General features: G+C 54.5%; 1 rRNA gene. It reads right to left on the reverse strand.

The features are described from left to right. Positions 1-5: 5 nt before the first annotated feature. Positions 6-1,547: ribosomal RNA gene (locus OB87_RS19100) — 16S ribosomal RNA — on the reverse strand. Positions 1,548-1,560: the final 13 nt, after the last annotated feature.

Genomic DNA, 1,560 nt, shown 5'->3' on the forward strand with positions numbered 1-1,560 from the left:
CTCGGTAAGGAGGTGATCCAACCGCAGGTTCCCCTACGGTTACCTTGTTACGACTTCACCCCAGTCATGAATCACAAAGTGGTAAGCGCCCTCCCGAAGGTTAAGCTACCTACTTCTTTTGCAACCCACTCCCATGGTGTGACGGGCGGTGTGTACAAGGCCCGGGAACGTATTCACCGTAGCATTCTGATCTACGATTACTAGCGATTCCGACTTCATGGAGTCGAGTTGCAGACTCCAATCCGGACTACGACGTACTTTATGAGGTCCGCTTGCTCTCGCGAGGTCGCTTCTCTTTGTATACGCCATTGTAGCACGTGTGTAGCCCTACTCGTAAGGGCCATGATGACTTGACGTCATCCCCACCTTCCTCCGGTTTATCACCGGCAGTCTCCCTTGAGTTCCCACCCGAAGTGCTGGCAACAAAGGATAAGGGTTGCGCTCGTTGCGGGACTTAACCCAACATTTCACAACACGAGCTGACGACAGCCATGCAGCACCTGTCTCAGCGTTCCCGAAGGCACCCCCGTATCTCTACAGGGTTCGCTGGATGTCAAGAGTAGGTAAGGTTCTTCGCGTTGCATCGAATTAAACCACATGCTCCACCGCTTGTGCGGGCCCCCGTCAATTCATTTGAGTTTTAACCTTGCGGCCGTACTCCCCAGGCGGTCGATTTAACGCGTTAGCTCCGGAAGCCACGCCTCAAGGGCACAACCTCCAAATCGACATCGTTTACAGCGTGGACTACCAGGGTATCTAATCCTGTTTGCTCCCCACGCTTTCGCACCTGAGCGTCAGTCTTCGTCCAGGGGGCCGCCTTCGCCACCGGTATTCCTCCAGATCTCTACGCATTTCACCGCTACACCTGGAATTCTACCCCCCTCTACGAGACTCTAGCCTGTCAGTTTTGAATGCAGTTCCCAGGTTAAGCCCGGGGATTTCACATCCAACTTAACAGACCGCCTGCGTGCGCTTTACGCCCAGTCATTCCGATTAACGCTTGCACCCTCCGTATTACCGCGGCTGCTGGCACGGAGTTAGCCGGTGCTTCTTCTGCGGGTAACGTCAATGGATAAAGGTATTAACTTCATCCCCTTCCTCCCCGCTGAAAGTGCTTTACAACCCGAAGGCCTTCTTCACACACGCGGCATGGCTGCATCAGGCTTGCGCCCATTGTGCAATATTCCCCACTGCTGCCTCCCGTAGGAGTCTGGACCGTGTCTCAGTTCCAGTGTGGCTGGTCATCCTCTCAGACCAGCTAGGGATCGTCGCCTAGGTGAGCCTTTACCCCACCTACTAGCTAATCCCATCTGGGCACATCCGATGGCGTGAGGTCCGAAGAGCCCCCACTTTGGTCCGAAGACGTTATGCGGTATTAGCTACCGTTTCCAGTAGTTATCCCCCTCCATCAGGCAGTTTCCCAGACATTACTCACCCGTCCGCCGCTCGTCACCCAGGGAGCAAGCTCCCTTGTGCTACCGCTCGACTTGCATGTGTTAGGCCTGCCGCCAGCGTTCAATCTGAGCCATGATCAAACTCTTCAATTTAAGATTTGTTTGA

It is taken from the genome of Dickeya undicola (assembly GCF_000784735.1).
Taxonomy (GTDB): domain Bacteria; phylum Pseudomonadota; class Gammaproteobacteria; order Enterobacterales; family Enterobacteriaceae; genus Dickeya; species Dickeya undicola.